22 protein-coding genes are annotated in these 23,288 nt (G+C 73.1%); 3 read left to right on the forward strand and 19 right to left on the reverse strand.

Annotated elements, in window-relative coordinates:
* Positions 1-116 precede the first annotated feature (116 nt).
* The 4 genes from gcvH to ACIP82_RS30780 all read right to left on the reverse strand — a co-directional run bounded on the left by gcvH (position 117) and on the right by ACIP82_RS30780 (position 1,921).
* On the reverse strand, positions 117-515 hold the full coding sequence (gene gcvH, locus ACIP82_RS30765; protein WP_400658208.1) for a glycine cleavage system protein GcvH: 399 nt from the start codon (positions 513-515) through the stop codon (positions 117-119).
* Positions 516-617: 102 nt separating this feature from the next.
* Positions 618-968 carry an alpha/beta hydrolase fold domain-containing protein gene (locus tag ACIP82_RS30770; protein WP_400658267.1) on the reverse strand — a complete coding sequence of 117 codons (351 nt, stop codon included), beginning with the start codon at positions 966-968 and terminating at the stop codon, positions 618-620.
* Positions 965-1,453, reverse strand: coding sequence for a MarR family winged helix-turn-helix transcriptional regulator (locus ACIP82_RS30775; protein WP_400658210.1), 489 nt, complete (start codon positions 1,451-1,453; stop codon positions 965-967). Before ACIP82_RS30775 ends, ACIP82_RS30770 begins: the two co-directional genes overlap by 4 nt.
* 105 nt (positions 1,454-1,558) lie before the next feature.
* Positions 1,559-1,921, reverse strand: a complete 363-nt coding sequence (locus ACIP82_RS30780) for a DUF6204 family protein (protein WP_363610422.1) — start codon at positions 1,919-1,921, stop codon at positions 1,559-1,561.
* Positions 1,922-2,177: 256 nt separating this feature from the next.
* Here ACIP82_RS30780 and ACIP82_RS30785 point away from each other — a divergent pair, with 256 nt between their 5' ends.
* Together ACIP82_RS30785 and gndA are read left to right on the forward strand one after the other, a co-directional pair.
* Positions 2,178-2,441 (forward strand): co-chaperone GroES, encoded by a 264-nt coding sequence (locus tag ACIP82_RS30785; protein ID WP_363610424.1) that lies wholly within the window; start codon positions 2,178-2,180, stop codon positions 2,439-2,441.
* Between the two features lie 185 nt (positions 2,442-2,626).
* Entirely contained in the window at positions 2,627-4,072 is a 1,446-nt protein-coding gene (gene gndA, locus ACIP82_RS30790; protein ID WP_363610426.1) for an NADP-dependent phosphogluconate dehydrogenase, read from the forward strand.
* 52 nt (positions 4,073-4,124) lie between these two features.
* Here the strand turns inward: gndA and ACIP82_RS30795 are convergent, their stop codons facing one another.
* The 3 genes from ACIP82_RS30795 to def all read right to left on the reverse strand — a co-directional run bounded on the left by ACIP82_RS30795 (position 4,125) and on the right by def (position 7,176).
* On the reverse strand, positions 4,125-5,558 hold the full coding sequence (locus ACIP82_RS30795) for a transcription antitermination factor NusB (RefSeq protein WP_363610428.1): 1,434 nt from the start codon (positions 5,556-5,558) through the stop codon (positions 4,125-4,127).
* A 91-nt stretch (positions 5,559-5,649) separates the two neighbouring features.
* Positions 5,650-6,585, reverse strand: a complete 936-nt coding sequence (gene fmt / locus ACIP82_RS30800) for a methionyl-tRNA formyltransferase (protein WP_400658213.1) — start codon at positions 6,583-6,585, stop codon at positions 5,650-5,652.
* A 45-nt stretch (positions 6,586-6,630) separates the two neighbouring features.
* Positions 6,631-7,176 carry a peptide deformylase gene (gene def, locus ACIP82_RS30805; RefSeq protein WP_363610432.1) on the reverse strand — a complete coding sequence of 182 codons (546 nt, stop codon included), beginning with the start codon at positions 7,174-7,176 and terminating at the stop codon, positions 6,631-6,633.
* A 266-nt stretch (positions 7,177-7,442) separates the two neighbouring features.
* On the opposite strand from def, the gene ACIP82_RS30810 reads away from it, so the two are divergent.
* On the forward strand, positions 7,443-8,051 hold the full coding sequence (locus ACIP82_RS30810; RefSeq protein WP_363610434.1) for a hypothetical protein: 609 nt from the start codon (positions 7,443-7,445) through the stop codon (positions 8,049-8,051).
* Between the two features lie 111 nt (positions 8,052-8,162).
* On the opposite strand, the gene ACIP82_RS30815 is transcribed toward ACIP82_RS30810, so the two are convergent.
* The 12 genes from ACIP82_RS30815 to ACIP82_RS30870 form a co-directional block, all read right to left on the reverse strand.
* Positions 8,163-10,256, reverse strand: a complete 2,094-nt coding sequence (locus tag ACIP82_RS30815) for a primosomal protein N' (RefSeq protein WP_400658216.1) — start codon at positions 10,254-10,256, stop codon at positions 8,163-8,165.
* A 111-nt stretch (positions 10,257-10,367) separates the two neighbouring features.
* Positions 10,368-11,591, reverse strand: coding sequence for a methionine adenosyltransferase (gene metK / locus ACIP82_RS30820; RefSeq protein WP_363610438.1), 1,224 nt, complete (start codon positions 11,589-11,591; stop codon positions 10,368-10,370).
* Positions 11,592-11,741: 150 nt separating this feature from the next.
* Positions 11,742-12,995, reverse strand: a complete 1,254-nt coding sequence (coaBC, locus tag ACIP82_RS30825; protein ID WP_400658218.1) for a bifunctional phosphopantothenoylcysteine decarboxylase/phosphopantothenate--cysteine ligase CoaBC — start codon at positions 12,993-12,995, stop codon at positions 11,742-11,744.
* 191 nt (positions 12,996-13,186) lie between these two features.
* Entirely contained in the window at positions 13,187-13,459 is a 273-nt protein-coding gene (rpoZ, locus tag ACIP82_RS30830; RefSeq protein WP_363610442.1) for a DNA-directed RNA polymerase subunit omega, read from the reverse strand.
* Positions 13,460-13,495: 36 nt separating this feature from the next.
* Positions 13,496-14,053, reverse strand: a complete 558-nt coding sequence (gmk, locus tag ACIP82_RS30835) for a guanylate kinase (RefSeq protein ID WP_363610444.1) — start codon at positions 14,051-14,053, stop codon at positions 13,496-13,498.
* A gap of 48 nt (positions 14,054-14,101) precedes the next feature.
* Complete coding sequence (mihF, locus tag ACIP82_RS30840; RefSeq protein ID WP_030056187.1) at positions 14,102-14,428, reverse strand: integration host factor, actinobacterial type; 327 nt, start codon at positions 14,426-14,428, stop codon at positions 14,102-14,104.
* Positions 14,429-14,832: 404 nt separating this feature from the next.
* Complete coding sequence (pyrF, locus tag ACIP82_RS30845) at positions 14,833-15,666, reverse strand: orotidine-5'-phosphate decarboxylase (RefSeq protein ID WP_363610446.1); 834 nt, start codon at positions 15,664-15,666, stop codon at positions 14,833-14,835.
* Between the two features lie 40 nt (positions 15,667-15,706).
* Complete coding sequence (locus tag ACIP82_RS30850) at positions 15,707-16,807, reverse strand: quinone-dependent dihydroorotate dehydrogenase (RefSeq protein WP_400658222.1); 1,101 nt, start codon at positions 16,805-16,807, stop codon at positions 15,707-15,709.
* Positions 16,808-16,931: 124 nt separating this feature from the next.
* Positions 16,932-20,243 carry a carbamoyl-phosphate synthase large subunit gene (gene carB, locus ACIP82_RS30855; RefSeq protein ID WP_400658224.1) on the reverse strand — a complete coding sequence of 1,104 codons (3,312 nt, stop codon included), beginning with the start codon at positions 20,241-20,243 and terminating at the stop codon, positions 16,932-16,934.
* The gene (gene carA, locus ACIP82_RS30860) at positions 20,236-21,423 is read right to left on the reverse strand and encodes a glutamine-hydrolyzing carbamoyl-phosphate synthase small subunit (RefSeq protein ID WP_363610452.1); all 1,188 of its coding nucleotides are present in this window, start codon (positions 21,421-21,423) and stop codon (positions 20,236-20,238) included. Before carA ends, carB begins: the two co-directional genes overlap by 8 nt.
* Positions 21,420-21,986 carry a hypothetical protein gene (locus tag ACIP82_RS30865; RefSeq protein WP_363610454.1) on the reverse strand — a complete coding sequence of 189 codons (567 nt, stop codon included), beginning with the start codon at positions 21,984-21,986 and terminating at the stop codon, positions 21,420-21,422. The genes carA and ACIP82_RS30865 overlap by 4 nt, the downstream gene beginning before the upstream one ends.
* Positions 21,983-23,287, reverse strand: a complete 1,305-nt coding sequence (locus ACIP82_RS30870; protein ID WP_400658269.1) for a dihydroorotase — start codon at positions 23,285-23,287, stop codon at positions 21,983-21,985. The genes ACIP82_RS30865 and ACIP82_RS30870 overlap by 4 nt, the downstream gene beginning before the upstream one ends.
* Between the last annotated feature and the right edge of the window lies 1 nt (position 23,288).

Consider the following 23,288-nt stretch of genomic DNA (forward strand, 5'->3'; position numbering starts at 1 on the left):
GGGCGCGCCCCCGCGCCCCCCCCCCCCCCCCCCCCCCCCCCCCCCCCCCCCCCCCCCCCCGCCCCGCCCCCCGGGCCCCCCCCCCCCCCCCCCCCCGGTGCCGGGACCGCCGTCTGCTACCCGTCCGACTCCGCCTTGATGTAGTCGCCGTACTGCGCGGCCGTGAGAAGGTCGTCGAGCTGCTTGGGGGCGGACAGGGTGACGTCGACGATCCAGCCCTGGTCGTAGGGCTCCTCGTTGATCAGTTCCGGCGAGTCGTTGAGGCTCTCGTTGACGGCGGCGATCGTGCCGGACACCGGCGTGTAGACCTCGGAGACCGCCTTGACCGACTCGACGGTGCCGACCGGCTCCCCGGCATCGAGGGCGGCGCCCGATTCGGGCAGTTCGACGAAGACGACATCACCGAGCTGGCGCTGCGCGAAGGCCGTGAGGCCGACCCTGACCTTCCCGTTACCGGTGGACCGCACCCACTCGTGATCCCTGCTGTACTTGAGGTCCTTCGGAATGTCCGTCATGCCCGCCTCGCTTTCCTGGAAGCACTCTTGAGCCGCCGTCACCTCACGTGACCGCGCACCCACGGAGAGCCTGCTACAGATCCGCCGCCGCGTCCGGGAGGCTCACCCGACCCGCGACGTGCCACCCGCGCCCCGGCCGGCCGGTACGGCCTGCGGGTTCAGGGCCCGGTCGAGGGCCACCGTGCGGCAGGCGGTGATGCGGGCGCTGAGGTCCGCGTCGGGGGCCGGGAGTTCACTGGCGTGGATGCCGCCGGGGTAGACGTGCAGTTCGACCGGGACGCCGGCCCGTACGAGGCGGCCGGCGTAGGCGATGTCCTCGGTACGGAAGAGGTCGAGGTCGCCGACGTCCAGGTAGGTGGGCGGCAGCCCGCCGAGGTCCTCGGCGCCGGCCGGGGACGCGGCCGAGGGACGCGACCGCCCCGGGCCGGACTCGACCCCTCGGGCTGAACTCAGTTCCCGGGAAGCCGAGTCGGCGCGGCCGACCGGGCTCCCTCGCCCCGGCCGGGGAGGCCGAGGCCGCCGAGGCGGGTCGTCAGCTCGGACAGCACGGCCATGTCCGCCTCACCCCACGGGGGTGCGGCGAAGATCTCCTCGGCGACCTTCTCGGCCGTGGCGCGCATCTCCGCGAGCCGTTCACGACCGGTGTCGGTGAGCGCCGCGTACGCCACCCGGGCGTCGCGGGCGTCCGGCTCGCGCGTGACCAGCCCGATGCGCTCCAGCGGCGCCAGCCCCCGGGTCACGCCCGAGGCGGTCAGGCCGAGCGCCTCGGCGAGGTCCACCCGGCGCAGCCGGCCGCCGGGCGACCGGCCCAGGCGCAGCAGCAGCGTGAAGTCGGCCAGGCTCACCCCGTGCAGGCCCCCGAGGCTCGCGTCGAAGCGCTTCACCAGGGCGGTCTGCGCCCGCAGGAGCCGTAGGGCCGCGTCCAGCGCATCACTCATGTGCCACCTCCTTGACCGCTCGACCATAACAGCTGGTTGAGCAGTCAAGGAGTAGTGCAGTATCCGGTCATACGAGTCCGGCCGAATCCCCGCGAGCGCCCGGGGTCAGGCGTCCTTCCGCGCGGCGGCGCGGCGCTGCCGCTTGCCGAGGGGGGCCAGGGAGAGGTCCTCGGCCTGTGACCTGAGGTTCTTGAAGGCGTAGCCCCGTTCATCCAGCCAGGCCTTCGCTGCGGCCTCGGCGCGTTCGGTCGCCTCCAGGATGTCCTCCTCGGCCTCGCCGGAGTCCTGGAAGCGGAAGGTGAACGCGGGCCGCGCCGCGATGTCGTAGCTGAGGTGCCCCTCGGTGGTGCAGGCCGCGTGCAGCACGTCGTGCTCGGACGCGCGGGCCAGCAGCTCGGCGCGCTGCTCGGCGTCGAGCCCGTCGAAGGCACCGCGAACGGTGATCCGGAAGGTGCGAGTAGTGGTCATCCCCCGAGCCTGATCAGCGGGAGCGGTCCGCTTCCACCGCCTTTCACGCGGCACCGGGGCGCCCTCGACGGTCTGCCCGGCCGGCCTCCGGGGAACGCGTCCGCGCCCGCTCGCCGTCCGGGCCGACACCCGAAGGGCGCGCGGCGTACCGCCATGAGGCCGAAGCAGCCGGGGCGAAGCACGCGGGAACCGTGGACCATCGACCTGTGGGGCGCGCTGGGCCGCGCCGCCGTCTCCTATCCGAGAGGACCCTCCGATGCCAGACTTCCGGCCGAAGGACGATCACCTGATCGTCAAGCCGATCAGCGCGCCCGCCCTGCCCGACGCGGACACCCGCAAGGGCGAGGTGGTGGCGGTGGGACCGGGCAGGACCCTGGCGGGCGGCCGGCCGCACCCGGTGGACGTGAAGACCGGCGAAAAGATCATCTTCTCCCGGTTCTCCGGCTCGGAGGTCGAGGTGGACGGGGTGGTCTACGTGGAGCTTCCCGAGGACGAGATCCTCTCGGTGGCCGCCGAGTAGGCGGGCGCGACGGCCGTGCGGCACCGCTCCCGGCCCCGCCCGCACGGCAGCACCCCGAACCGCAGCGTCCCCGACGGCAGCACCCCGGATGCGGAATCCCGGAGCCGACGGCAGAGTGCCGCTTGGCACGCCCCGGGCGCGACCGCCGCCGCCCCACGGGCCCCTCACCCCCTTGGAGACCCCCTATGACCGAGCAGCCGCAGGCCCAGATCGGCGTCACCGGACTGGCCGTGATGGGGCGCAACCTCGCGCGGAACCTCGCCCGCCACGGCTACCGCGTCGCCGTCCACAACCGCACCCGGGCAAGGACCACCGCACTGGTGGAGCAGTACGGACACGAGGGCACGTTCGTCCCGGCCGACAGCACGGCCGGGTTCGTCGCGGCACTCGAACGCCCCCGCCGGATCGTGATCATGGTCAAGGCCGGCGAACCCACCGACGCCGTCATCGACGAGCTCCTCCCCCTGCTCGACGAAGGCGACGTGCTGGTGGACGGCGGCAACGCCCACTTCCTCGACACCCGCAGACGGGAGGCGGCCCTGCGGCAGCGCGGGCTCCACTTCGTCGGCACCGGGATCTCCGGCGGCGAGCAGGGCGCCCTGGAAGGACCGAGCATCATGCCCGGCGGCACCCCGGAGGCCTACCAGGTCCTGGGCCCGCTGCTGGAGGACATCGCCGCCGAGGTCGACGGAACCCCCTGCTGCACCCACGTCGGACCGGACGGCGCCGGCCACTTCGTCAAGATGGTCCACAACGGCATCGAGTACGCCGACATGCAGCTGATCGCCGAGGCCTACGACCTGCTGCGCCACGGCGGCGGCCTGCAGCCCGCCGAGATCGCCGAGGTCTTCCGGGCCTGGAACGGCGGCCGCCTGGAGTCGTACCTGATCGGGATCACCGCCGAGATCCTCGCCCACACCGACGCGGCGACCGGCCGGCCCTTCGTGGACATCGTGCTGGACCAGGCCGAGCAGAAGGGCACCGGCCGGTGGACGGTGCAGAGCGCGCTGGACCTGGGCGTCCCCGTGAACGGGATCGCCGAGGCGGTCTTCGCCCGGTCGCTGTCCGGCGGCGTGCCGCTCCGGCGGGCGGCGCACGACCTGCCCGGCCCGTCCGAGAGCTGGCTCGACAGCGCGGCGGCGGACCGCTTCGCCGACGACGTCGAACAGGCCCTGTACGCCTCCAAGATGGTGGCCTACGCCCAGGGCTTCCAGCAGATCCAGGCCGGCAGCGCCGAGTACGGCTGGCGGATCGACCCCGGCGCGATGGCCACCATCTGGCGCGGCGGGTGCATCATCAGGGCCCGCTTCCTGGACCGGATCAAGGCCGCCTACGACGAGGACAGGGAGCGCCCCACGCTCCTGACCGACGCCCACTTCCGGGAGTCGCTCGGCTCCGCGCAGTCCGCGTGGCGCCGGGTCGTCTCGACGTCGGCCCAACTGGGCGTTCCGGCACCCGGCTTCGCGACCGCGCTCGCCTACTACGACAGTCTGCGGGCCGAACGCCTCCCGGCCGCCCTCGTCCAGGGACAGCGGGACTTCTTCGGCGCGCACACCTACCGGCGGACCGACCGCGACGGTACGTTCCACACCCGCTGGGAGCAGGACGGACGTCCGGAGGAACAGCGCTGACCGAACGGCGTGAGCCCCCGGCGGCCGCCGGGGGCTCACGCCGCCGTCCGGGTCAGGCCGTGCGCCGCAGCAGGGCCAGGTACATCGCGTCGGTGCCGTGCAGGTGCGGCCAGAGCTGGATGTCCGGGCCGTCGCCCAGCGCCGGGACGCCGGGGAGCAGCGGGCGGGCGTCGATCCACTCGACCCGGCCGCCCTCGTCCCGGAGCACGTCGTCGACGACGGCCCGGGTCTCGGCCAGGTGCGGCGAGCAGGTCGCGTAGCCGACCACGCCGCCGACCCGGGTGGCGTCGACGGCCGAGCGCAGCAGGTCGCGCTGGAGCGGGCCGAAGGCGGCGATGTCCTGCGGGCGGCGGCGCCAGCGGGCCTCGGGGCGGCGGCGCAGCGCGCCGAGGCCGGAGCACGGGACGTCGACCAGGACCCGGTCGAAGCCGCCGGAGCGCCAGGCCGGGCGGGTGCCGTCGGCGGTGATCACGGTGTACGGGCCGGGGTTGCCCTCCAGCGCGCGGGCGACCAGCCGGGCCCGGTGCGGCTGCTTCTCGCTGGCCACCAGGGCGGCGCCGCGCCCGGCGGCCAGGGCGCCGAGCAGCGCGGCCTTGCCGCCGGGGCCGGCGCAGCCGTCCAGCCAGAGCCGGTCCGGTCCGTCCAGGGGGGCCGCCGCGAGGGCGAGCGCGACCAGCTGGCTGCCCTCGTCCTGGACGCCGGCCCGGTTCTCGCGCACCGCCTCCAGCGAGCCCGGGTCGCCGCCCTCGGCGAGCCGGAGCGCGACCGGGGACCAGCGGCCGGGTTCGGCCTCGGGCAGCGCTTCGGCCAGTTCGCCGACGGTGATCCGGCCGGGGCGGGCCACCAGGGTGACCTCGGGCCGCTCGTTGTCGGCGCGCAGCAGCTCCTCCATGGCGGTGCGGCCGGCGGCGTCGGGCTGCCAGCGGCCGAGCGAGTCCCAGAGCGCGGCGACCACCCAGCGGGGGTGGGAGTGCACGACGGCGAGGTGGTCCTCGGCGTCGTCGTCGTACGGCGGGGCGACCTGTCCGATCCACTCCGCCAGGTCGCGGGCGCTGATCCGGCGCAGGACGGCGTTGACGAACTTGGCCTTGCCGTCGCCGAGCACCACGCGGGCCAGTTCGACGGTGGCCGAGACGGCGGCGTGGCTGGGGATGCGGGTGGTGAGCAGCTGGTGGGCGCCGAGCGAGAGCACGTCCAGGACCGGCGGGTCCACCTTGCTGAGCGGGCGGTCGACGCAGGCGGCGATGATCGCGTCGTAGGTGCCCTGGAGCCGCAGGGTGCCGTAGACGAGTTCGGTGGCGAGGGCGGCGTCGCGGCGGTCCATGCCCTTCTGCTCGGCCTCGCGGAGCAGGGAGGGAAGGATCAGGTTGGCGTAGGCGTCGCGCTCGTCGACGGCGCGCAGGGCGCGGAAGGCGACGATCCGGGCCGGGTCCTTCTTCGGACGGCGGTGCGGGCGGGGGGCGCGCTTGGCGCTCGGTGTGGTCACAGGTGCCTCAAGGTGCTGCGGTGATTATCGGACGAACAGTCGAACAGTAACGCCAAACGTCGGGCCCTGGCCCCCGGCCTTCTCCGCTCCCTCAGACCTCGAAGCGCTCGCCGGACTCGATCCGGGTGCCCCGCGCCCAGTCCGCCGCCCGCATCGGCTTCTTGCCCTGCGGCTGGACCTCGCCCAGCTCGACCTCGTGGCTGCCGGTGCCGACCCGGATGCTCTTCTTGCCGACGGCCAGCTCCCCGGGTGCCAGCTCCGCGGCGTCCGTCAGCAGCTTCACCGGGCCGGAGACCTTCAGCCGCTCACCGCGGAAGAGCGTCCAGGCGCCGGGGGCGGGGGCGCAGCCGCGCACCAGGCGGTCGATCCGCAGCGCGGGGTGGTTCCAGTCGATCCGGGCGTCCTCGACGGTGATCTTCGGGGCGAGCGTGATGCCCTCGGCGGGCTGCGGGACGGCGTGCAGGGAGCCGTCCGCGATGCCGTCCATGGTGGCGGTGAGCAGACGGGCGCCGGAGTGGGAGAGCCTGGTGAGGAGTTCACCGCTGGTGTCGGTGGGGCGGACCTCCTCGGTGATCACACCGTAGACCGGGCCGGAGTCGAGGCCCTGCTCGATCAGGAAGGTGGACGCTCCGGTGACCTCGTCGCCCGCCAGCACGGCGTGCTGGACGGGGGCCGCGCCGCGCCAGGCGGGCAGCAGCGAGAAGTGCAGGTTGACCCAGCCGTGCTTGGGGATCTCCAGGGTGCCCGGGCGCAGCAGCGCGCCGTAGGCGACCACCGGGCAGCAGTCGGGGGCGAGTTCGGTGAGCCGGGCGACGAAGTCCGGGTCGCTGGGCTTCGCCGGCTTGAGGACCTCGATCCCGGCCTCCTCGGCGCGCTGGGCGACGGGGCTGGCGACCAGCTTGCGGCCGCGCCCGGCGGGGGCGTCGGGGCGGGTGACCACCGCGACGACCTCATGCCGGTCGGAGGCGAGCAGGGCGTCCAGGGCGGGAACGGCGACCTCGGGGGTGCCGGCGAACACGAGGCGCATCAAGTGCCTTTCTGGTGGGCGGAGTTCAGCAGCGGAAGCGGGGGTTCAGCGCGCGGCGCCGAAGGTGCCGTGCGGGGAGATCCTGACGACGGGGGCGGGTCCGTCGCCCCACTCCGTCTCACGGATCGCCTTCATCGCGGCCTTGCGCTGCTCGCGGTCGAGGCGGTCGATGAAGATGATCCCGTCGAGGTGGTCGGTCTCGTGCTGGATGCAGCGGGCGAGCAGCTGGGTGCCCTCGATGGTGACCGGGTCGCCGTGCATGTTGAAGCCCTTGGCGACCACGCCGTACGCGCGCTTGGTGTCGTAGCGCAGGCCGGGCAGCGAGAGGCAGCCCTCGGGGCCGTCCTGCTCCTCCTCGGTCAGCGACAGGTCGGGGTTGATCAGATGACCGGTGACGCCGCCCACGTGGTAGGTGAACACCCTGAGGGAGACGCCGAGTTGAGGGGCCGCCAGGCCGGCGCCGGGGGCGTCGAGCATGGTGTCGGTGAGATCCTGGACCAGCTTGCGCAGTTCCTTGTCGAACGTGGTCACCGGCTTCGCGGTGGCCCGCAGGACTGGGTCTCCGAAGATGCGGATCGGCTGGATCGCCACGGGGTACGGGCTCCTGTCCGTCGGGTTCGGGCTGCTCGCCACAGGCGGGTCACGGGGTGGGCCGGGGGCCGGCCACCGGCAAGTCTATGCAATCGTCCCGGGCCGTCCGGCGGCCGTGCTCGGCCCACCGGCATATCCCGAGTCCGTCCGGCTGCGTGACCCCGGCCCCCATTCGGGCGTTGGTCAAGTGAGATTGACCGGGGCCGGGCAGAACGGGACACCGCGACCCGGCCGAGCCGAACCGTACGGAAGGTGGCGCGTAAGCCATGGCTGAGCAGATCAACCACGACGCCCGGGCCCGGGCCAGCCTGCACCTGCTGGTGCGGGACATCGAGCGGGTGCGGCGGCAGGTCGACGCGCTGCGGACGCTCACCGCCCAGCTGGGCAACGTCTACCGCCCGCGCCGCCCGAGCACCTCGGCCGGGTTCGTGGTGTACGGGCGGGCGCCCGCACCGACGGTGCGCCTGGCGCAGGAGCTGCGGGAGAGCGTGGAGACGCTGGTGGCGGCGGCGGTCGAGTTCGACCGGGCGCTGGGCTTCTCCTGGGATTCGGTGGGCTCGGCCCTCGGGGTCACCAAGCAGGCGGTGCACCGGCGGTACGGGATGCGCCGGCCCACCAGCGAGCTGCTCGCCGCGGGCGGGGTGACGGCCTCCGGCGTCCCGGGGGTGCCGGGGCAGGGCCGGTCGGACCGCTCCGAGGAACTGCCGGCCGCCGCACCCGCCCCGAGCGGGCTGGCCACCACCGTCCCGGCGGCCCGCCAGGGCGGCCTGGACCGCAGCACGCTGGACCGGGCGGCCCTGGACCGGTCCGCGGCGGACCGGGGCGGACTGGACCGCGCCGGCGTGGACCGCGGCGGCATCCCGCTGCGCGGCTGACCAGGGCGGACATCGGGCGGCACGGTCGGGCTCACCCAACGGGCCCGGCCGTCCCCGCCCGCCCCGCCTCAGCCCGGCCCGGGCCCGGCCACCAGCCCGGCCGCCCTCGCCTCAGCCGATGTCCAGCGGATCGATCCGCACCTTCACCGCCTCCGGCGTCCGCAGCGCGATCCGCGCGATCTGCGCCGCCTTGAGCGCCGCCGCCAGCGCCGCCCCCTGTCCGGGCGGCACCCGCAGCAGCGCCCGCTCCTGCTCCTCCCCCCGCAGCTTCGGCACCGGCACCGGGCCCAGCACATCGGCGCCCTCCGGCAGCCGGACCAGGCCCAGCAGGTCGGCCACCGCCGCCGGACTGCCCGCCACCGAGGCCATCCGCGACACCGGCGGGAAGTGCAGCTGCGCCCGTTCGTCCCGCTCCAGCCCGGCGTGGCCCATCGGGTCCCAGCGGACCAGCGCCTGCACCGGCCGCGCGGTCGGCTCCGCGACCACCACCACCGTGCCGCCCTCGGTCGAGGGCCGGACCAGCGCGGCGGCCGCCAGCCAGAGCCGCAGGGTCTCCTCCCCGGCCCGCAGGTCCGGGCGGCCGAGCAGCGCCCAGCCGTCCAGCAGCAGCGCGGCCGCGTAGCCGTCCGCCCCTTCGACCACCGGCTCGGCGCCCGGGGTGGAGATCACCAGCGCCGGCTCCGCGGGGACGGTCGCCAGCACCGCGTCCCGTCCGGAGGTCCGGACCGGGATCCGGGGGAACGCCTTCCCCAGCTCCTCCGCCGTCCGCCGCGCACCGACCACCTGCGCCCGCAGCCGGAACGACCCGCACTCGGCGCAGTGCCAGTCGTTCTCCGCCTCCCCGCACCAGCCGCAGCGCAGCGGCGCGTCGGACGACGCGGCCTCCAGCGGGCCCTCGCAGTGCCGGCACCGGACCGGCGTGCGGCAGCGCCCGCACGCCAGCCGGGGCACGTACCCGCGCCTCGGCACCTGGATCAGGACCGGCCCGCCGCTCGCCAGCGCGTCCCGCGCGACCTCCCAGGCCACCGACGGCAGCCGGGCGGCCTGGGCGGCGGCGTCCCGGTGCTGGTCCTGGTCGGTGACGGTCCGGACCCGGGGCGCGACCTGCCGGACGGTCTCCCGGTCGGCCGCCAGCGGCCGGGCCCACCCGGTGCTGACCAGCTGCGCGCCCTCCACGGTCACCGTGTGCCCGCCCAGCAGCACGCCCGCGCCCTCCTCGGCCGCGCGCAGCAGCGCGACCTCCCGGACGTGCGGGTGCGGGGCGCGCGGATCGCTGTGGCTGCTGTCGCCGTCCGACCAGACGACCACCAGCCCGAGGTCGCGCACCGGCGCGAACATGGTGGCGCGGGTGCCGATGACGGCGTGCACCGAGCCGCGGCTCACCTCCAGCCAGCGCCGGTAGCGCTCCCGGGGCCCGAGATCGGCCACCAGGGTGGCGTGCTGCCCGGCGCCGAGCAGTTCGGTGAGCGCCCGGTCGACCCGGGCGGTGGTGCGCCCGTCCGGCAGGACGACCAGCGCGCCGCGCCCGCTCGCCAGGGTGGCGGCGACGGCGCGGGCGATCTCGTACGGCCAGCCGGGGCCGGGCAGCGCCGTCCAGACCGCGCGCGGCGCGCCGCCGCCGGCCAGCGCGGCGAGGAAGTCGGGCCCGGCGGGGTAGCGCTGCCAGCCACCGGGGGCGGGCGCGGCCGGCCGGGGCCTGGGCGGCGGGGAGGGCTCGGCCTCGGCCTTGGCGTGCCGGGGCGGGATCGCCAGCTGGAGGACGTCCGCCAGGGTCCCCGCGTAGCGGTCGGCGACGGTCCGGCAGAGCCGCAGCAGCTGCGGGGTGAGCACCGGCTCGGGCGAGAGCACCTGGGCGAGCGGCGCCAGCGGGCCGGGGAAGTCGCTTTCGGGCAGGCGCGCGACGATGAACCCGTCGTGCAGTTCCCCCCCCTCGCGCTGGCCCTTCACCACGCGCGCCCCGAAACGCACCCGCACCCGCGCGCCGGGCCGGGCGTCCTCCGCCATCGCGGCGGGCACCTCGTAGTCGAAGAACTTGTCGATGGTCAGCACGCCCTTGTCGACCACCACCCGGGCCACCGGCAGGTGCTCGGCGCGCTTGGCCCCGCGCCAGGTACGGGGCTTGGCCCGGCGCACCGTCTCCCGGATGAACGCGAGCTGCTCCGGAGCCCCCGCACCGCCCCCGCCGCTCTCCTCTTCGCTGCTCATCGCTCCAAGTACTACCAGGTCACACCGACATCGGGCACAACGCCGCAGGCGGCGGCCGTCCCGAGGGCTCGGGGCGGCCGCCGCCTGCGGTCGTGCGCGTGGGGAAGGGCGTCAGTCCTGGACGGCCTTCTTCAGCTGGTCGACCCGGTCGGTCCGCTCCCAGGTGAAGTCCGGCAGCTCACGGCCGAAGTGGCCGTACGCCGCGGTCTGCGCGTAGATCGGGCGCAGCAGGTCCAGGTCGCGGATGATCGCGGCCGGACGCAGGTCGAAGACGTCGGTGACGGCCTTCTGGATGGTGAGGACCGGGACGGTCTCGGTGCCGAAGGTCTCGACGAAGAGGCCGACCGGCTCGGCCTTGCCGATGGCGTAGGCGACCTGGACCTCGGCGCGGCGGGCGAGGCCGGCGGCGACGATGTTCTTGGCGACCCAGCGCATGGCGTAGGCGGCCGAGCGGTCGACCTTGGACGGGTCCTTGCCGGAGAAGGCACCGCCACCGTGGCGGGCGTAGCCGCCGTAGGTGTCGATGATGATCTTGCGGCCGGTGAGGCCGGCGTCGCCCATCGGGCCGCCGATCTCGAAGCGGCCGGTCGGGTTGACCAGCAGGCGGTAGCCCTCGGTCACCAGCTTGATGCCCTGCTCGGCCAGCGCCTTCAGCTCCGGCTCCACGACGAACTCGCGGATGTCCGGGGTGAGCAGCGACTCCAGGTCGATGTCGCTCGCGTGCTGCGAGGAGACGACCACGGTGTCCAGGCGGACGGCGCGGTCGCCGTCGTACTCGATGGTGACCTGGGTCTTGCCGTCCGGGCGCAGGTAGGGGATCGTCCCGTTCTTGCGGACCTCCGACAGGCGCTTGGACAGCCGGTGCGCCAGCGTGATCGGCAGCGGCATCAGCTCCGGCGTCTCGTCCGACGCGTAGCCGAACATCAGGCCCTGGTCACCCGCGCCCTGCTTGTCCAGGTCGTCGCCTTCGTCGCCGTGGGCGGACCCCTCGACCCGGGCCTCGTACGCGGTGTCGACGCCCTGCGCGATGTCGGGCGACTGGGCACCGATGGACACCGACACGCCACAGGAGGCGCCGTCGAAGCCCTTCTTGGAGCTGTCGTAACCGATCTCCAGGATCTTGTCCCGGACGAGCTGGGCGATCGGCGCGTACGCCTTGGTGGTCACCTCACCGGCCACGTGCACCTGGCCGGTGGTGATGAGCGTCTCCACGGCGACCCGGGACTTCGGGTCCTCACGAAGGAGAGCGTCAAGGATGGTGTCGCTGATCTGGTCAGCGATCTTGTCGGGGTGTCCCTCGGTCACGGATTCCGAGGTGAACAGGCGGCGAGACACAGCGCTCCCTGGGGTTGCAGCGGCTGCTGACTGAAGGCCCCCGGCGGACCGGGGACATCCGGAAAGACTTGATTCCTGGAGTGTAACGGTCGGCTACCGGCAACCGTCACTCCATTCCGGAAATCAAGACCGGACGATTGTCGGTTCAGATCACCGGGCGACCGGTTCCAGCCGCTTCGCGATCAGGTCCCAGACGACATCGGCGAGCGCCTCCTTGGGCCCCACCGGAACAACCGTCTCACTCCCGTCCGAGCCGAGCACCACGGCCTCGTTGACGTCCGTACCGAACGCCTTCCCGTTCCCCACCTCGTTGACCACCAGCAGGTCACAGCCCTTGCGTGCGAGCTTGGCGCGGCCGTTGGCGAGCACGTCGTCCGTCTCCGCCGCGAAACCCACGACCAGTTGACCCGAACGGGCACGGTGGGCCGACAGCTCCGCCAGGATGTCCGGGTTCCGGACGAGCGCGACCGGCGCCGGCTCGACCCCCTCGACCTTCTTGATCTTGCCGGTGGCGTACTCGGCGGGCCGGAAGTCGGCCACCGCGGCGGCCATGACCACGGCGTCCGCGTCCGCCGCCGCCTTCAGCGCGGCGTCCCGGAGCTCCAGCGCGGTCGAGACATGCACCACATCCGCCCCGGCCGGATCGGCCGGCTCGGCATTGGCCGAGATCAATGTCACGCGGGCGCCCCGCGCCGCGGCGGTCGCGGCGAGCGCGTAGCCCTGCTTGCCGGAGGAGCGGTTGCCGAGGAAGCGCACCGGGTCCAGCGGCTCGCGCGTCCCGCCGGCCGACACCACCACGTGCCGGCCCGCCAGGTCACCCGACGGTGCGCCCCGGCGCAGCACGGCCCGGCAGGCGTCGAAGATCGCGGACGGCTCGGGCAGCCGCCCCTTGCCGGTGTCCTTGCCGGTGAGCCGCCCGACCGCGGGCTCCAGCACGATGACACCGCGGCGGCGCAGGGTGGCGACGTTCTCCCGGGTGGCCGGGTGCTCCCACATCTCGGTGTGCATGGCGGGCGCCAGCACCACCGGACAGCGGGCGGTGAGCAGGGTGTTGGTGAGCAGGTCGTCGGCCAGCCCGTGGGCCGCCCTGGCCATCAGGTCGGCGGTGGCCGGGGCGACCACGACCAGGTCGGCCTGCTGGCCGATCCGCACGTGCGGCACCTCGTGGACCTTGTCCCAGGTCTCGGTGGCGGCCGGCCGGCCGGAGAGCGCGGCCCAGGTGGCCTCGCCGACGAAGTGCAGCGCGGCGGCGGTGGGCACCACGGTGACCTGGTGGCCGGACTCGGCGAAACGGCGCAGCAGTTCACAGGCCTTGTAGGCGGCGATGCCGCCGCTGACGCCGAGAACCACCCGCGGGGCCTGCGTGCCCGTCCGGTCCGTACTCGCGTCCGTGCTCGCGCTCATGCTCCCGTTTCCTCCTCCGGCCTGGTCAGAACGTGCTCACCCTACGGCCCCGTGACGATCACCCGCACTGTGGCGGAACGCACAGCCGCGCACGCACGCCGTCCGCCCAACACCCGGCCCCGGACAGGCCGAAGGGCCCGGCGGAAACGATTCCGCCGGGCCCTTCGGGCAAGAGAACAGGCAACGACCGCTCAGCGGGTCTCCGCCTCGACCGCCTCCGCGGTGAGCATGCCCGCGTTGATCTCGCGCAGCGCGATCGACAGCGGCTTCTCGTGCACGTGGGTGTCGACCAGCGGGCCGACGTACTCCAGCAGGCCCTCACCGAGCTGCGAGTAGTAGGCGTTGATCTGACGCGCGCGCTTGGCGGCGTAGATCACGAGGCTGTACTTGGAGTCGGTGGCCTCAAGCAGCTCGTCGATCGGCGGGTTGATGATGCCCTCGGGCGCGGTCATGGAAGAGGACACGCGAAAACCTTCCGAAAGGTGGAAAAGACAGACAGGTCAGGCTACACCGAGCAAGGCTAGCAGTTCGGCCGCTACCTGCTCGACGGAGGTGTTGACAAGGGTTGTGTCGAACTCCGACTCCGCGGCCAGCTCGACCCTGGCGGCCTCCAGCCGCTTCTCGATCACGTCCTGCGACTCGGTGCCCCGGCCGGTCAGCCGGCGGACCAGCTCGTCCCAGCTCGGCGGAGCCAGGAACACGAGCTGGGCCTCGGGCATCGACTCGCGCACCTGACGGGCGCCCTGCAGGTCGATCTCCAGCAGGACCGGCTCGCCGCGGTCCAGCTTCTCCAGCACCGCCGAGCGCGGGGTGCCGTAGCGGTTGCCCGCGAACACCGCCCACTCCAGCAACTCGCCGTTGGCGATCAGCTTGTCGAACTCGTCGTTGTCGACGAAGTGGTACTGGACCCCGTCCTGCTCGCCGGGCCTCGGGTGGCGGGTCGTCGCCGACACCGAGAGCCAGACCTCGGGGTACTGCTTCCTCATATGAGCGACGACCGTGCTCTTGCCGACCCCCGAGGGGCCGGAGAGCACGGTCAGCCGCGGACGCTCACTCATGCACCGATTATCCCGGATCGCGGACGATGCCGGGACCACGGGGCACGGTCAGGCGGCACCCCCGCCGAACTCCCGCTCCAGGGAGGCGATCTGGTTCGTACCGAGGCCGCGGACGCGACGGCTCTCGCTGATGCCGAGACGTTCCATGATCTGCTTGGCACGGACCTTTCCGACGCCCGGAAGGGACTCCAGCAGTGCGGAGACCTTCATCTTGCCGATCACGTCGTTGTCGGCCTTGCCGGCCTTGATCACCTCGTGCAGGGAGGCGCCGGAGTGCTTGAGCCGGTTCTTGACCTCGGCGCGCTCCCGGCGAGCCTCGGCGGCCTTGGCGAGCGCGGCGGTGCGCTGTTCAGGGGTAAGGGGCGGAAGAGCCACGCCGTTCACCTCAGGGTGTGGAAGGAAGGGATTGAGCTATGACTGGTGGTTCCCAGGACACCGGCCACAGGGGAACCGTACGGCTCTGACCTGCGAGAGCAACGGGAATCGCCGCTCTTCGATGACCTATCGCCGGACACTACCCGGATTGCGGCGCCGCGTCAGGAAAAGAACACGAAAAGTCCTGGTCAGCCAAGGCCGACCAGGACTTTCCGGGGCAAAATGACCGCGATTGCGGACCTTTGGCGGCACCGATGTGACGGCGCTCACGTCAAGTCGCCGGGCGTCACACCACCCGTCCGTGCCGTCGCAGCGCGCTACCGGCGCACCGCGAGGCCGTCCCACGCGACGCCGGCGGACCGGGCGGAGCCGAACCCGCCGCCGCCGCGCGCTACTTCGGCGCCCTACTTCACCGCGTCCGCGTACTCGCCGACGAAGCGCTCCGCCGCCGCCCGCAGGGCCGGCACCGACGGTCCGTGCCGGAGCACGTCCCGGCTGACGCTCGGCACCACGTTGCGCACCGAGGCGCCGAACACCCGCGGCAGATCCGCCATGGTCGCGCCCTGGGCGCCGATCCCGGGGGCCAGCAGCGGGCCGTTGATCGCCAGGTCCACGCCCGCGTCCGCCAGGGTCGCCCCGACCACCGCGCCGAACGAGCCCAGCGGCTCGGCACCGGCGTTCTCGGCGGCCAGCTGCCGCAGCACCGAGGCGGCCACCGAGGTGCCGTCCGCGCCGGTCGCGCGCTGCACCTCGGCACCCTCCGGGTTGGAGGTGAGCGCCAGCGCGAAGACGCCGGCGCCGTTCGCGGCCGCCAGGTCGAGCGCCGGGCGCAGCGAGCCGAAGCCCAGGTAGGGGCTGACGGTGACGGCGTCCGAGAAGAGCGGGCTGGTGGGCGCCAGGAAGGCCTCGGCGTACGCGGCCATGGTGGAGCCGATGTCACCGCGCTTGGCGTCCATCAGGACCAGCGCACCGGCCGCGCGGGCCTCCTCCACGGACTTCTCCAGGACCGCGACGCCCCGGCTGCCGAAGCGCTCGAAGAAGGCGGCCTGCGGCTTGAGCACGGCCACCCGGTCGGCCAGCGCCTCGACCACGGTGCGGCTGAAGGTCTCCAGGCCGGCGATGTCGTCGCCGAGCCCCCAGGCGGCGAGCAGGGAGGCGTGCGGGTCGATGCCGACGCAGAGCTGGCCGCGGGTGTCGAGGGCGTGGCGCAGGCGGGCGCCGAACGGGGCGAGGGTCATGACGTCCTTTCCGGAACGTTCGTGAGTTCGTGAGAGGGGGTCAGGAGGCCTTGGCGCTGCCGACGGCGGCGGCCAGGTCGCGGAAGCCGCCGGCCCGGACGCGGGCGGAGAGGCCCTTGTGGATGCGGCGGCACCAGAACGGACCCTCGTAGATGAAGGCGCTGTAGCCCTGGACCAGGTCGGCGCCGTGGATGATGCGCTGCCAGGCGTCCTCGGCGGTCTCGATGCCGCCGACCGAGACCAGCGTCAGCCGGCCCTCGGTCCGGGCGCGCAGGCGCTGCAGCACCTCCAGGGCGCGGGCCTTGAGCGGGGCGCCGGACAGGCCGCCCATGCCGATCTCCTCGATCCGGGCGGCGCTCTCGCGCAGGCCCTCGCGGCCGATGGTGGTGTTGGTGGCGATGATGCCGTCCAGGCCGAGCTCCAGGGCGAGGTCGGCGACCGCGTCGATGTCCTCGTCGGCCAGGTCGGGGGCGATCTTCACCAGCAGCGGCACATGGTGCGGGGTGGTGCGGTCCGCGGCCTCGCGGACGGCGGACAGCAGCGGGCCGAGGTGGGAGACGGCCTGGAGGTTGCGCAGCCCGGGGGTGTTCGGCGAGCTGACGTTGACCACCAGGTAGTCGGCGTACTTGGCGAGGCGCTCGGTGCTCTTGACGTAGTCGGCGATCGCGTCGGCCTCCTCGACCACCTTGGTCTTGCCGATGTTGATGCCGACCACGGGGGTGGAGCTGGTGTGCGGGCGGGCCGCGAGGCGGGCGGCGACCCGGGCCGAGCCCTGGTTGTTGAAGCCCATCCGGTTGATCAGCGCGCGGTCCTCGACCAGGCGGAAGAGCCGGGGCGCCGGGTTGCCGGGCTGGGGCTCGCCGGTGATGGTGCCGATCTCGACGTAGTCGAAGCCGAGCATCGACAGGCCGTCGATGCCGACGCCGTTCTTGTCGAAGCCGGCCGCCAGACCGAACGGGCCGGGCAGGTCGAGGCCGAGGGCGGTGGTGTGCAGGGCCCGGTCGCGCGGGGCGAGCACCAGGCGCACCAGGGTGCGCAGGCCGGGCACGGAGGAGGCCAGCCGGATCCAGAAGAAGGCGAGGTGGTGGGCCTTCTCGGGGTCCATCTTCTTGAAGACGAGATCGAACAGCAGCTTGTACATGGCAGCTCCCAACAGGAGGCGCGGGCGCGACGGGCGACGGCGGGCGCGGCGGACGGCGACGGACGAGGGGCGGGCATGGCAGTGGGGGGCACCAGGCGGTTCGGTGCCCCCCACTGCGGTGGTGCTACTTGGCGCGGCCGGCGTTGATCAGCTCGGCGTGCTCCTGGAGCGACATCACCCCGACCTCGTCGCGCAGCAGCGCGTCGATGCCCTGGACGGCGGCGCCCATGGCCTGGACGGTGGTCAGGCAGGGCACGGCGCGGGCGATGGCCGCGGTGCGGATCTCGTAGCCGTCGAGGCGGCCACCGGTGCCGTACGGCGTGTTGATGATGAGGTCGACCGCACCCTCGTGGATCAGCTGGACGATCGTCTTCTCGCCGTTCGGGCCCTCGCCCTCGCTGTGCTTGCGCACCACGGTGGCGGGGATGCCGCCGCGCTGCAGCACCTCGGCGGTGCCGGCGGTGGCGAGCAGCTCGAAGCCGAGGCCGACCAGCGCGCGGGCCGGGAAGACCAGGTTGCGCTTGTCGCGGTTGGCGACGGAGACGAAGACCTTGCCCTTGGTCGGGAGCGCGCCGTAGGCGCCGGCCTGCGACTTGGCGTACGCCGTGCCGAAGACCTTGTCGATGCCCATGACCTCGCCGGTGGAGCGCATCTCCGGGCCGAGCACGGTGTCCACGCCGCGGCCGTGGACGTCGCGGAAGCGGCTCCACGGCATCACGGCCTCCTTGACGGAGATCGGGCAGTCGGCCGGCAGGGTGCCGCCGTCGCCCTCGGCCGGGAGCAGGCCCTCGGCACGCAGCTGGGCGATGGTGGCGCCGAGCGAGATCCGGGCGGCGGCCTTGGCCAGCGGCACGGCCGTGGCCTTGGAGGTGAACGGCACGGTGCGGGAGGCGCGCGGGTTGGCCTCCAGCACGTAGAGGATGTCGCCGGAGAGGGCGAACTGGATGTTGATCAGACCGCGCACACCGACGCCGCGGGCGATCCCCTCGGTGGAGGCGCGCAGCCGCTTGATGTCGTAGCCGCCGAGGGTGATCGGGGGCAGGGCGCAGGCGGAGTCGCCGGAGTGGATGCCGGCCTCCTCGATGTGCTCCATGACGCCGCCGAGGTAGAGCTCGGTGCCGTCGTAGAGCGCGTCGACGTCGATCTCCACCGCGTCGTCGAGGAAGCGGTCGATCAGGACGGGGTGCTCGGAGATCAGGCCGGCGTGCCGCTCCAGGTAGGAGGCGAGCGAGGCCTCGTCGTAGACGATCTCCATGCCGCGGCCGCCGAGCACGTAGGACGGGCGGGCCAGGACCGGGTAGCCGATCTCGTCGGCGATCGACTTGGCCTCGTCGAAGGAGAAGGCGGTGCCGTGCTTGGGGGCCGGCAGGCCGGCGTCGCGCAGCACCCGGCCGAAGGCGCCGCGCTCCTCGGCGAGGTCGATCGCCTCGGGCTGGGTGCCGACGATCGGGACGCCGTTCTCCTTGAGCGCCTGGGCCAGGCCGAGCGGGGTCTGGCCGCCGAGCTGGACGATGACGCCGGCCAGCGGTCCGGCCTGCTGCTCGGCGTGGACGATCTCCAGCACGTCCTCCAGGGTGAGCGGCTCGAAGTAGAGCCGGTCGGAGGTGTCGTAGTCGGTGGAGACGGTCTCCGGGTTGCAGTTGACCATCACGGTCTCGTACCCGGCGTCGGCCAGCGCGAACGAGGCGTGGACGCAGGAGTAGTCGAACTCGATGCCCTGGCCGATGCGGTTGGGGCCGGAGCCGAGGATGATCACGGCGGGCTTGGTGCGCGGGGCGACCTCGTTCTCCTCGTCGTAGGACGAGTAGAAGTACGGGGTCCTGGCGGCGAACTCGGCGGCACAGGTGTCGACGGTCTTGAACACCGGGCGGATGCCGAGGGCGTGCCGGACCTCGCGGACCACGTCCGGCTTGAGGCCGCGGATCTCGCCGATCTGCTGGTCGGAGAAGCCGTGCCGCTTGGCGTGGCGCAGCAGCTCGGGGGTGAGCTCGCCCGCCCCGGCCAGCTCGGCGGCGATCTCGTCGAGCAGGAAGAGCTGGTCGACGAACCACGGGTCGATCCTGGTGGCCTCGAACACCTCCTCCTGGGTGGCGCCGGCCCGGATGGCCTCCATGACGGTGTTGATCCGGCCGTCGGTCGGCACGACGGCCTTCTCCAGCAGCGCGGCCTTGTCCCCGACCGGGCCGGTCCAGGTGAACTGGGAGCCCTTCTTCTCCAGCGAGCGCAGCGCCTTGTTGAGCGCCTCGGGGAAGTTGCGGCCCATGGCCATGGCCTCGCCGACGGACTTCATGGTGGTGGTCAGCGTGGCGTCGGCGCTCGGGAACTTCTCGAACGCGAACCGCGGGACCTTGACCACGACGTAGTCGAGGGCCGGCTCGAAGGAGGCCGGGGTCTGCTCGGTGATGTCGTTGGGGATCTCGTCCAGGGTGTAGCCGACGGCGAGCTTCGCGGCGATCTTGGCGATCGGGAAGCCGGTGGCCTTGGACGCCAGCGCGGAGGAGCGGGAGACGCGCGGGTTCATCTCGATGACGATGACCCGGCCGTCGTCCGGGTTGACGGCGAACTGGATGTTGCAGCCGCCGGTGTCGACGCCGACCTCGCGGATGACGGCGATGCCGATGTCGCGCAGGATCTGGTACTCGCGGTCGGTCAGCGTCATCGCCGGGGCGACGGTGATCGAGTCACCGGTGTGCACGCCCATCGGGTCGAAGTTCTCGATCGAGCAGACGACCACGACGTTGTCGTTCTTGTCGCGCATCAGCTCGAGCTCGTACTCCTTCCAGCCGAGGATGGACTCCTCCAGGAGCACCTCGGTGGTCGGCGAGAGGGTCAGGCCCTGGCCGGCGATGCGGCGCAGGTCCTCCTCGTTGTGGGCGAAGCCGGAGCCGGCGCCGCCCATGGTGAAGGAGGGCCGGACGACGACCGGGTAGCCGCCGAGGGTGTCGACCCCGGCCAGCACGTCGTCCATGGTGTGGCAGATGACCGAGCGGGCGGACTCGCCGTGGCCGATCTTGGCGTTGACGGCCTCGACGACGCCCTTGAAGAGCTCGCGGTCCTCACCCTTGTTGATCGCCACGACGTCGGCGCCGATCAGCTCGACGCCGTACTTCTCCAGCGTGCCGGCGGAGTGCAGGGAGATCGCGGTGTTGAGCGCGGTCTGCCCGCCGAGGGTGGGGAGCAGCGCGTCGGGGCGCTCCTTGGCGATGATCTTCTCGACGAACTCCGGGGTGATCGGCTCGACGTAGGTGGCGTCGGCGATCTCCGGGTCGGTCATGATCGTGGCCGGGTTGGAGTTGACCAGGATGACCCGCAGGCCCTCGGCCTTGAGCACCCGGCAGGCCTGCGTGCCCGAGTAGTCGAACTCGGCGGCCTGGCCGATCACGATCGGGCCGGACCCGATGACCAGGACGGACTTGATGTCAGTGCGCTTAGGCACGCTGGCCCTCCATGAGCTTCACGCTGTTGTCGTCGCCTCGCATGAGCTCGACGAACCGGTCGAAGAGGTAGGCCGCGTCGTGCGGGCCGGCCGCCGCTTCGGGGTGGTACTGCACGCTGAAGGCGGGCACGTCGAGCGCCTGGAGGCCCTCGACCACGTCGTCGTTGAGGCAGACGTGGGAGACCTCGACCCGGCCGTACGGGGTGTCGCTCACCTTGTCCAGCGGTGCGTTCACGGCGAAGCCGTGGTTGTGCGCGGTGACCTCGACCTTGCCGGTGGTGCGGTCCTGCACCGGCTGGTTGATGCCGCGGTGGCCGTACTTGAGCTTGTAGGTGCCGAAGCCCAGCGCGCGGCCGAGGATCTGGTTGCCGAAGCAGATGCCGAAGAACGGGGTCCTGCGCTCCAGCACCCCCTGCGCGACGGCGACCTGGTGGTCGGCGGTGGCCGGGTCGCCCGGGCCGTTGGAGAAGAACACGCCGTCCGGGTTGACGGCGTAGATGTCCTCGATGGTCGAGTTGGCCGGCAGCACGTGCACCTCGATGCCGCGCTCGGCCATCCGCTGCGGGGTCATCGCCTTGATGCCGAGGTCCAGCGCGGCCACGGTGAACTTCTTCTCACCGATGGCGGGCACCACGTACGGCTCGGTGGTGGCGACCTCGGCGCACAGGTCGGCGCCCTTCATCTCGGGCGCCTGCTGCACCTTGGCCAGCAGGGTGGTGTCGTCCTCCAGCGCCGTGCCGGAGAAGATTCCGCAGCGCATGGCGCCGCGCTCGCGCAGGTGGCGGGTGAGCGCCCGGGTGTCGATGCCGCTGATGCCGACGACGCCCTGGTTGTGCAGTTCCTCGTCCAGCGAGCGGCGCGAGCGCCAGTTGGACGGGACGCGGGCGGGGTCGCGCACGACGTAGCCGGCGACCCAGATCTGCCTGGACTCGTCGTCCTCGTCGTTCCAGCCGGTGTTGCCGATCTGCGGGGCGGTCATCACGACCACCTGGCGGTGGTACGACGGGTCGGTCAGGGTCTCCTGGTAACCGGACATGCCGGTGTTGAAGACCGCCTCGCCGAAGGTCTCGCCGAGGGCGCCGTAGGCCTGGCCGCGGAAGGTCCGGCCGTCCTCCAGGACGAGCACGGCGGGGACTCGTTCCCGCCGTTGGCGCTGCGTGGTGGGGGCAGGTGCGGTCATGTGGCGGCCTCTTCCGTCTTCGTCTTCGTACGTGTTGCGATGCGAGCGATCGCCTCGACCCAGGCGGCGTGCTCGTCGGGGTGGTCGGCCCGGAAGCCGGAGTCCAGTGCGGTGCCGTCGAGCGTCCAGGTGACGACGAGCAGTCCGGACGGGACGACCTTGCCGGCGATCCCGGAGTCCGTCCGGGCCCCGGTCAGGTTGGCGGCCGGGATCCAGAGGTCGACGTCACCGGGCCGCCGGACCAGCAGCCCGTCCTCGCCGAGGGTCAGGTCGGCGCGGCTGCGGGTGCCCAGGCCGTGCGCGACGACCCGGTCCAGCCAGTTCCCGGCGGTGGTGGTGCCGTGGTACCGGCCGCTGGTCTCCAGGATGGTCCGGCCCGCGCCGGCCGGCACGGCGGGCAGTGCGGGGAGGCCGGACTGGAGCGTGCGGCGCCAGTTCCAGCCCTGGCGCATCAGCCAGTAGACCAGGCCGATCACGATCAGCAGGCCGACGGCCCAGCCGATGTACCCGGGCCAGTTGGTGACCTTGGCCTGCTCCTGGGCGAGCGGGGCGAAGGGGGTCACGCCAGCCCGCCCTGCACGGCCAGCTCGCCGGCCAGCACGGTGGCGGTGCCCCGCAGGAAGGTGGCGTGCACCCGTCCGGGCAGGTCCAGGCCCCGGTAGGGGGTGTTGCGGCTGCGGGTGGCGAAGCTGTCGGGGTTCACGGCACCACGGTACGCGGGATCGAACAGCACCAGGTTGGCCGGTTCACCGACCGAGACCGGACGCCCGTGTCCGGTGAGACGGCCGATCCGGGCCGGGCGGTGCGACATCCGGTCGGCGACGCCCTCCCAGTTCAGCAGGCCGGTGTCGACCATGGTCTGCTGGACGACCGACAGCGCGGTCTCCAGGCCGACCATGCCCATCGCGGCGACGGCCCACTCGCAGTCCTTGTCCTCGGCCGGGTGCGGCGCGTGGTCGGTGGCGACGGCGTCGATGGTGCCGTCCGCGAGCGCCTTGCGCAGCGCCTGCACGTCGGCCTCGGTGCGCAGCGGCGGGTTCACCTTGTAGACCGGGTCGTAGGAGCGGACCAGCTCGTCGGTGAGCAGCAGGTGGTGCGGGGTGACCTCGGCGGTGACGTCCCAGCCCTTGGCCTTGGCCCAGCGGATGATCTCCACCGAGCCCGCCGTGGAGACGTGGCAGACGTGCAGGCGGGAGCCGACGTGCGCGGCGAGCAGCACGTCGCGGGCGATGATCGCCTCCTCGGCGACGGCCGGCCAGCCGCCGAGCCCGAGCTCGCCGGAGACCTGGCCCTCGTTCATCTGGGCGCCCTCGGTGAGCCGCGGCTCCTGGGCGTGCTGGGCGACGACCCCGTCGAAGGCCTTCACGTACTCCAGGGCGCGGCGCATGATCACCGCGTCGTCCACGCACTTGCCGTCGTCGGAGAAGACCCGCACGCCCGCGGCGGAGTCGTGCATCGCGCCCAGCTCGGCGAGCTTCTTGCCCTCCAGGCCGACGGTGACGGCGCCGACCGGCTGCACGTCGCAGTAGCCGGACTCCTGGCCGAGCCGCCAGACCTGCTCGACCACGCCGGCGGTGTCGGCCACCGGGAAGGTGTTGGCCATCGCGTGCACGGCGGTGAAGCCGCCCTTGGCGGCGGCCTGGGTGCCGGTGAGGACGGTCTCGGCGTCCTCCCGGCCGGGCTCGCGCAGGTGGGTGTGCAGGTCGACCAGGCCGGGCAGCGCGATCAGGCCGGTGGCGTCGATCTCGATGTCCGCCTCGACGGTGAGGGCGGTGCCGATCTCGCGGACGACGCCGTCGGCGAGGTAGAGGTCCTGCGGGGCGCCGCCGAGGATCTGGGCGTTGCGGATCAGGTAGGTGACCATG

Origin of the sequence: Kitasatospora sp. NPDC088548 (assembly GCF_044753005.1) — a bacterium.
Taxonomy (GTDB): Bacteria; Actinomycetota; Actinomycetes; order Streptomycetales; family Streptomycetaceae; genus Kitasatospora.

Bases quoted from the DNA above. Each gene is read 5' to 3' on its own strand.
- gcvH (WP_400658208.1), bottom strand. From the start codon at position 515: ATGACGGACATTCCGAAGGACCTCAAGTACAGCAGGGATCACGAGTGG.
- ACIP82_RS30775 (WP_400658210.1), bottom strand. From the start codon at position 1,453: ATGAGTGATGCGCTGGACGCGGCCCTACGGCTCCTGCGGGCGCAGACC.
- ACIP82_RS30780 (WP_363610422.1), bottom strand. From the start codon at position 1,921: ATGACCACTACTCGCACCTTCCGGATCACCGTTCGCGGTGCCTTCGAC.
- ACIP82_RS30785 (WP_363610424.1), top strand. From the start codon at position 2,178: ATGCCAGACTTCCGGCCGAAGGACGATCACCTGATCGTCAAGCCGATC.
- gndA (WP_363610426.1), top strand. From the start codon at position 2,627: ATGACCGAGCAGCCGCAGGCCCAGATCGGCGTCACCGGACTGGCCGTG.
- fmt (WP_400658213.1), bottom strand. From the start codon at position 6,585: ATGCGCCTCGTGTTCGCCGGCACCCCCGAGGTCGCCGTTCCCGCCCTG.
- ACIP82_RS30810 (WP_363610434.1), top strand. From the start codon at position 7,443: ATGGCTGAGCAGATCAACCACGACGCCCGGGCCCGGGCCAGCCTGCAC.
- ACIP82_RS30815 (WP_400658216.1), bottom strand. From the start codon at position 10,256: ATGAGCAGCGAAGAGGAGAGCGGCGGGGGCGGTGCGGGGGCTCCGGAG.
- coaBC (WP_400658218.1), bottom strand. From the start codon at position 12,995: ATGAGCGCGAGCACGGACGCGAGTACGGACCGGACGGGCACGCAGGCC.
- gmk (WP_363610444.1), bottom strand. From the start codon at position 14,053: ATGAGTGAGCGTCCGCGGCTGACCGTGCTCTCCGGCCCCTCGGGGGTC.
- pyrF (WP_363610446.1), bottom strand. From the start codon at position 15,666: ATGACCCTCGCCCCGTTCGGCGCCCGCCTGCGCCACGCCCTCGACACC.
- ACIP82_RS30850 (WP_400658222.1), bottom strand. From the start codon at position 16,807: ATGTACAAGCTGCTGTTCGATCTCGTCTTCAAGAAGATGGACCCCGAG.
- carA (WP_363610452.1), bottom strand. From the start codon at position 21,423: ATGACCGCACCTGCCCCCACCACGCAGCGCCAACGGCGGGAACGAGTC.
- ACIP82_RS30870 (WP_400658269.1), bottom strand. From the start codon at position 23,287: ATGGTCACCTACCTGATCCGCAACGCCCAGATCCTCGGCGGCGCCCCG.